This is a genomic window from Pseudomonas sp. (assembly GCF_030150285.1).
Classification (GTDB): Bacteria; Pseudomonadota; Gammaproteobacteria; order Pseudomonadales; family Pseudomonadaceae; genus Aquipseudomonas.
In genome coordinates this window covers 100,192-106,863 of sequence record NZ_JASLGE010000077.1, presented here as the reverse complement: position 1 = coordinate 106,863, position 6,672 = coordinate 100,192, and the positions used below count along the sequence as shown (strand labels likewise).

Genomic DNA, 6,672 nt, shown 5'->3' with positions numbered 1-6,672 from the left:
TAACGGCCTCAACGTTGGCAGCACGTATGCCCTGATCGCCATCGGCTATACGATGGTTTACGGCATTATTGGAATGATCAACTTCGCCCATGGCGAGGTGTACATGATTGGTTCCTACATTGCGTTTATCGCCATCGCCGGCTTGACCATGATGGGTCTGGACAGCGTGCCGTTACTGCTGACCGGGGCGTTTATCGCCAGCATCGTGGTCACCAGTTCTTACGGCTACAGCATCGAACGGGTGGCTTACCGTCCCTTGCGCGGCAGTAACCGTCTAATCCCTTTGATTTCCGCCATCGGCATGTCGATCTTCCTGCAAAACATGGTGCTCCTGTCTCAGGACTCCAAAGACAAGTCGATCCCCAACCTGATCCCGGGTGGTTTCACCTTCGGGCCAGGCGGTGCAAGCGAAGTCGTTGTTTCCTACATGCAAATCGTAGTATTCATCGTCACGTTCCTGGCCATGCTCGGCCTTACCCTGTTCATCTCCCGCTCACGCCTGGGCCGCGCTTGCCGCGCCTGCGCCGAAGACATGAAGATGGCCAACCTGCTGGGTATCAATACCAACAATGTGATTGCATTGACGTTCGTGATCGGTGCCGCGCTGGCCGCCGTTGCGGCCGTTCTGATCAGCGTTCAATACGGTGTGATCAACCCCGGGTCCGGCTTCCTGGTAGGCCTCAAAGCCTTTACCGCGGCGGTACTGGGCGGTATCGGCAGTATTCCGGGTGCGATGCTCGGCGGCCTGGTGCTCGGTGTAGCCGAAGCCTTTGGTGCTGATATCTTCGGCGATCAATACAAAGACGTAGTGGCTTTTGGTTTGCTGGTGTTGGTGCTGCTGTTCCGTCCGACCGGCATTCTGGGACGTCCGGAGATTGAAAAAGTATGACTAGGAATCTTAAGTCGGCGCTCTTCAGCGCCCTGCTGGTCTGGGCCGTGGCCTATCCCGTACTCGGTCTGAAACTGACTATCGTCGGCATCAACATCGAAGTCCACAACACCAGCCCCCTGACACTGGCCCTGATCGCCATCTGCTCGTTGCTGATGTTCCTTCGCGTCCTGTTCCACGATCAACTGAGCGCGGCCTTGAAAGCCTCGCCCAACCTGCCAAAAGTCCCGGCCAAAGCGACCAACTTCCTGACGCTGCCCAGCACACAACGCTGGATCATTCTGGGACTGATAGTGGTTGCACTGATCTGGCCGTTCTATGGCTCGCGCGGCGCGGTTGACATTGCCACGCTGATCCTGATTTACGTGATGCTGGGCCTGGGCCTGAACATCGTTGTCGGCCTGGCCGGTCTGCTTGACCTCGGTTATGTAGGCTTCTACGCCGTGGGTGCCTACACCTATGCGTTGCTCGCTCACTACTTCGGGTTCAGCTTTTGGGTGTGCCTGCCAATCGCGGGCCTGATGGCGGCCACGTTCGGGTTTCTGCTGGGCTTCCCGGTGCTACGCCTGCGCGGTGACTACCTGGCCATCGTGACGCTGGGCTTTGGTGAGATCATCCGTCTGTTCCTGCGCAACCTGACGGACATCACCGGTGGCCCCAACGGCATCAGCAACATCCCCAAGCCTACCCTCTTCGGTCTTAGCTTCGACAGAACGGCCGCTGAAGGCATGCAGACCTTTCACGAGTACTTCGGCATTGAATACAACTCGATCAACAAGGTGATTTTCCTGTACCTGATTGCACTGGTGCTGGTCCTGATCGTGCTGTTCGTCATCTACCGTCTTCTGCGCATGCCCATTGGTCGTGCGTGGGAAGCCTTGCGTGAAGACGAAATCGCCTGCCGTGCCTTGGGCTTGAATCCGACAGTTATCAAGCTGTCAGCCTTCACCTTGGGGGCCACTTTCGCAGGGTTCGCCGGTAGCTTCTTTGCCGCACGCCAAGGCCTGGTCACACCCGAATCGTTCACCTTCCTTGAATCGGCGATCATTCTGGCGATCGTGGTACTGGGCGGTATGGGCTCGCAACTGGGTGTGATTCTCGCGGCGGTGGTGATGATCCTGTTGCCTGAGTTGATGCGTGACTTCAGTGAGTACCGCATGCTGCTGTTCGGTGCCCTGATGGTGCTGATGATGATCTGGCGCCCACAAGGTCTGCTACCGATGCAACGTCCTCACCTGGAGCTGCGAAAATGAGCCGCGAGATACTGAAAGTCAGCGGCCTGAGCATGCGCTTTGGCGGCTTGTTGGCGGTGAATGGCGTGGGCCTGACCGTCAAGGAAAAACAGGTGGTGTCCATGATCGGCCCTAACGGTGCCGGCAAAACCACCGTCTTCAACTGCCTGACCGGTTTCTACAAACCGTCGGCGGGCAGCATCGTGCTTGATGGCGAGTCAATTGAAGGGTTGGCGGGTCATGAAATTGCGCGTAAGGGCGTGGTTCGCACGTTCCAGAACGTGCGCCTGTTCAAAGACATGACCGCCATTGAAAACCTGCTGATTGCCCAGCACCGTCACCTTAATACCAACTTCCTGGCTGGCCTGTTCAAAACCCCGGCGTTTCGTAAAAGCGAGCGTGAGGCCATGGAATATGCCGCGTATTGGCTGGACAAGGTCAACCTGACCGAATTCGCTAACCGCCCGGCCGGGACTCTGGCCTACGGACAGCAACGACGCCTGGAAATCGCCCGCTGCATGATGACGCGCCCGCGCATCCTGATGCTCGACGAACCGGCCGCCGGGCTTAACCCCAAGGAAACCGACGACCTCAAAGCGCTGATCAGTGTGTTGCGTAACGAGCACAACGCCACCGTGCTGTTGATTGAGCACGACATGAAACTGGTCATGAGCATCTCCGACCATATCGTGGTGATCAACCAAGGCACACCTTTGGCCGACGGGACACCGGAGCAGATCCGCGATAACCCTGAAGTGATCAAAGCCTATTTGGGGGAAGCGTAAATGTTGCAATTTGAAAACGTCTCGACCTTCTACGGCAAGATCCAGGCTTTGCACAGCGTCAACGTGGAGGTTCGTCAGGGAGAAATCGTGACCCTGATCGGTGCCAACGGGGCCGGCAAATCGACCTTGATGATGACATTGTGCGGCTCACCACAAGCCAGCAGCGGCAGCATTCGTTATTTGGGTGAAGAACTGGTGGGGTTGACCTCTGCTCAGATCATGCGCAAAAGCATCGCTGTCGTGCCTGAAGGCCGTCGGGTATTTGCCCGTTTGACGGTGGAAGAAAACCTCGCCATGGGCGGCTTTTTCACCGAAAAAAACGACTACCAGGAACAAATGGACAAGGTCTTGCACCTTTTCCCGCGCCTGAAAGAGCGCTTTAACCAGCGCGGCGGCACGATGTCTGGTGGTGAACAGCAGATGCTTGCCATCGGCCGCGCGCTAATGAGCAAACCCAAGCTGTTGTTGCTCGATGAACCCTCACTGGGTTTGGCACCGATCATCATCCAGCAGATTTTCGACATCATCGAACAACTGCGAAGTGAAGGCGTGACCGTGTTCCTGGTGGAGCAAAACGCCAACCAGGCATTGAAAATTGCAGACCGCGCCTATGTGCTGGAGAACGGCCGGGTCGTGATGCAAGGCACCGGCGAGCAACTGCTCAACGATCCAAAAGTTCGCGACGCTTACCTGGGCGGTTAATCTGCCCGCGCTACAAACGGCCCTTCGGGGCCGTTTTTTGTTGGTGCACAGCCATCAAAATCACCCCTGATTTGATTTGAACGAGTCAGTCGGTTGCGCACTGCGCTCAAACCACCCCGTCAGGTAATCGGCCAACACCTGCGTGCGCTTGGGCAACCCGCCTTGATACGGGTGAACCAGGTACATCGGGTGGCTGCGGGTGTGATAGTCACGTAACAAGCCGCGTAATCGCCCGTCCGCCAGCTCGGCCTGAACCATGTAAGACGGCAAACGCGCGATCCCTGCGCCGATCACAGCGGCCTTTTTCAGCAAGCTGTAGTGGTTGCTGGCAAACGATCCCGAAACCCTTACCCGGTGCAGTTCATGCCGCTGGTGGTAGTGCCATTGCTCTCGGTCGAGGTAATGGCTATTGAGCAAACAACGATGTTCAGCCAATTGCGCAGGTGACGTCGGCTCACCGAACTGCTCAAGGTAGGCCGGGTTGGCACAGGTCATTTCATGCCAGCTCAACACAGGCCGGGCCACCAGCCGTTCGTGGTCGCTGACCTGCGAGCGGATCGCCAGATCAAACCCGTCACGGATCATGTCGCGGTAGCGGTTGTTGAGCTCCAGCTCAATCTGTACGTTCGGGTAAGCGTGGGAAAATTCAAGCAGCAAAGCATCGAAGAAGGTCTCACCCAAGGAAACCGGCACGGTCATTCGCACCGGCCCTTCCATATCGTCATTGAGCCGCGCCAGCGCCTGACGCGCACGTTCCACTTGAACCCCCAACGCCCGTGCTTGCGGCAGCAAGGCAGCACCCGCTGGGGTCAGGCTCAGGCGGCGAGTAGTGCGGTGCAACAGCACCACTGAATACTGCGCCTCCAACTGGCTGATGCGCTTGGACAATTGGCCCTTGCTGCAGCCCAATTGCTGAGCCGCCAGGGTGAAGCTTCCCGCGTCGATCAGTACCGCGAACGCTGCCAAATCATCCATTTCACTCATGGATTGTTTCCATATAAAAACCAAAGGTTGCCTATTACTGCGCTTATCGCGCCCAAAAACCAGTCCTACACTGACCCCATCCCCCCTCACCCAAGGAACACTGCGATGAAAATCCTGTTGATTGGCGCTCACGGTACTGTCGGCTCGGCCATTGATCACGAACTGTCGCCGCGACATGACATCGTGCGTATTGGCCGCACGAGCGGCGACTTTCAGGTCGATATCAGCGACAGCGCCTCGATTCGCGCTCTGTTTGAAAAAACCGGGCGCTTCGATGCCTTGATCTGCGCGGCAGGTAACGTGAATTTCGTGCCACTGGCCGAGATGAGCGAACACGACTTCGAACTGGGCTTAAAAGACAAACTGATGGGGCAAATCAATCTGCTGCTGATCGGCCGTGAATACGCCAACGACAACGCATCGTTCACCTTGACCAGCGGCGTACTCAACCGTGAGCCTATTCGCACTGGCAGTTCTGCGGCGCTGGTCAATGCTGCGCTGGACGGTTTTGTCAAAGCAGCAGCCATTGAACTGCCGCGCGGGCTACGGGTGAACTCCGTCAGCCCGACCGTGCTGCAAGAAGCGATGGGGCATTACGCGCCCTACTTCCGTGGATTTAAACCTGTATCCGGAGCCGACGTGGCGCTGGCCTACGCAAAAAGTGTTGAAGGCCTGCAGACCGGGCAAAACTTTCAAGTCGGGTAACCGAGAATCTGATACAGGATTTTTTTTGTAAGCGCTCTCTTGTAGCCGCAGGTGAACGCCTACCTGCTTTTGATCTGGCTTTTGATCCAAGGGCCCCCTTAAACCACACTGGCCGAACGCAGGTTTTGCGCAGTGGGTAACCCGGCAGGACGCCGGGTTAGCCGCGACACGGCCAAGGACGGCCGATCGCGGCGTGCCCACGGAGCAAAGCCTGTGGTGAGGGCATGCCGAGCCACAGCGAGGCACCGAGTGGTAGGGGCATGAGCGTTTGGCCACTTTGCGCTTTTCAAAGTGGCACGGCGTAAAGCCGGAACCGCAAGTGGCCGTGACCGCAGCAATGGATAAGCCGAAGACGGGGCGGCACCGCTTTTAAAGATCAAAAGATCGCGAGCAATCGAGCGTCGACCGGCTGCTCCTACAGATGGCGGAGTTTGTGGGAACGAGCTTGCTCGTGATCTTTTGATCTGGTTTTTGATCTTGTAGAGTCAGGAACCTTAAGTGGCCGTGACCGCTGCAATGGATAGGGTTGCTGCACGACAGTGCGGCGTCGTAGACGGGGCGGCCCCTCCTACGGTTTGGGGGTGGGTAAAGAGCCTTTTCGCTTACCCCTTGTGATGATCCGCGTGCGTCAGTAACGTGGCGACTTCAGTCAGGAGTCCCAATGATGCGTGTTGCCCGTTCCTTTGCCTTGCTCGCGTTGCTGCCCGTGTTTGCGGGCTGTCAAATGTTCACCAGCCCACCCGCTGACACCCTCGGCGGCCAAAGCCGCCTGCAAGGCGAGCTGGTTCAGCACAATGGTCAGTGGGTGTTCGAACCCTGTGTCGGCCAACAGCGCTATGACGTGCGTGATAGCGCCACGACCTCCCTCGTGCAAGACGCTACGGACATGCCAGCCAAGTCCGGGGCCTTGTTTGCCGATATTCGTGGCCGCTTCGTGACCGGCAAAATCCCTGGAACCACTGGCGAGGTTGAAGTGCAGCAGCTCTATCGCCTGGAGCGCAGCCGCTCGGCCTGCAAAGACCCGAACTTCAAGCAAGTGACCCTACACGCCAGCGGTAGCCATCCGACCTGGAGCCTTCAAGCCAACGGCAAGGGCCTTGTCCTGAATCGCGAAGGCCAGCCACAACTGGCGCTGCCGTACGTTGAAGAGCAAGTTGGCGACGGACGGTACAGCCTGTCTACAGAGGCCAACAACCAGCGCATTGAGCTGTGGGTGGCTCCGCAAAGATGCACGGACACCGCTGACGGTAGCGTTCAGCATCTGAGTGCCGAGTTGCGGGTCAACGGCCAAGTGCAACGCGGCTGTGGTTATTTCGGCGGTGCCCGTAACGATTGATCGCCCATATTCAATGCAGTGCATCCGGGACCTGACAGA

Annotated in this window: 7 protein-coding genes; 6 read left to right on the top strand and 1 reads right to left on the bottom strand. The window is 57.6% G+C overall.

Translation table 11 applies throughout. The features are described from left to right. From livH to Q1W15_RS17925, 4 genes are all read left to right on the top strand, one after another. Positions 1-889 (top strand): high-affinity branched-chain amino acid ABC transporter permease LivH (gene livH / locus Q1W15_RS17940; RefSeq protein ID WP_300730730.1); only part of this gene is annotated, 889 nt, incomplete at its 5' end. Continuing rightward, positions 886-2,142 carry a high-affinity branched-chain amino acid ABC transporter permease LivM gene (locus Q1W15_RS17935; protein WP_300730729.1) on the top strand — a complete coding sequence of 419 codons (1,257 nt, stop codon included), beginning with the start codon at positions 886-888 and terminating at the stop codon, positions 2,140-2,142. The genes livH and Q1W15_RS17935, both read left to right, overlap by 4 nt. Beyond that, positions 2,139-2,906 (top strand): high-affinity branched-chain amino acid ABC transporter ATP-binding protein LivG, encoded by a 768-nt coding sequence (gene livG, locus Q1W15_RS17930; protein ID WP_300730728.1) that lies wholly within the window; start codon positions 2,139-2,141, stop codon positions 2,904-2,906. Before Q1W15_RS17935 ends, livG begins: the two co-directional genes overlap by 4 nt. Continuing rightward, positions 2,907-3,608: an ABC transporter ATP-binding protein gene (locus Q1W15_RS17925; protein ID WP_300730727.1), complete on the top strand. Its 702-nt coding sequence runs from the start codon at positions 2,907-2,909 to the stop codon at positions 3,606-3,608. 60 nt (positions 3,609-3,668) lie between these two features. On the opposite strand, the gene Q1W15_RS17920 is transcribed toward Q1W15_RS17925, so the two are convergent. Continuing rightward, positions 3,669-4,592: a LysR family transcriptional regulator gene (locus Q1W15_RS17920; protein WP_300730726.1), complete on the bottom strand. Its 924-nt coding sequence runs from the start codon at positions 4,590-4,592 to the stop codon at positions 3,669-3,671. Positions 4,593-4,697: 105 nt separating this feature from the next. On the opposite strand from Q1W15_RS17920, the gene Q1W15_RS17915 reads away from it, so the two are divergent. Both Q1W15_RS17915 and Q1W15_RS17910 read left to right on the top strand, forming a co-directional pair. Further along, positions 4,698-5,297: a short chain dehydrogenase gene (locus Q1W15_RS17915; RefSeq protein ID WP_300730725.1), complete on the top strand. Its 600-nt coding sequence runs from the start codon at positions 4,698-4,700 to the stop codon at positions 5,295-5,297. Positions 5,298-5,961: 664 nt separating this feature from the next. Then, positions 5,962-6,633 carry a hypothetical protein gene (locus Q1W15_RS17910; protein WP_300730724.1) on the top strand — a complete coding sequence of 224 codons (672 nt, stop codon included), beginning with the start codon at positions 5,962-5,964 and terminating at the stop codon, positions 6,631-6,633. Positions 6,634-6,672: the final 39 nt, after the last annotated feature.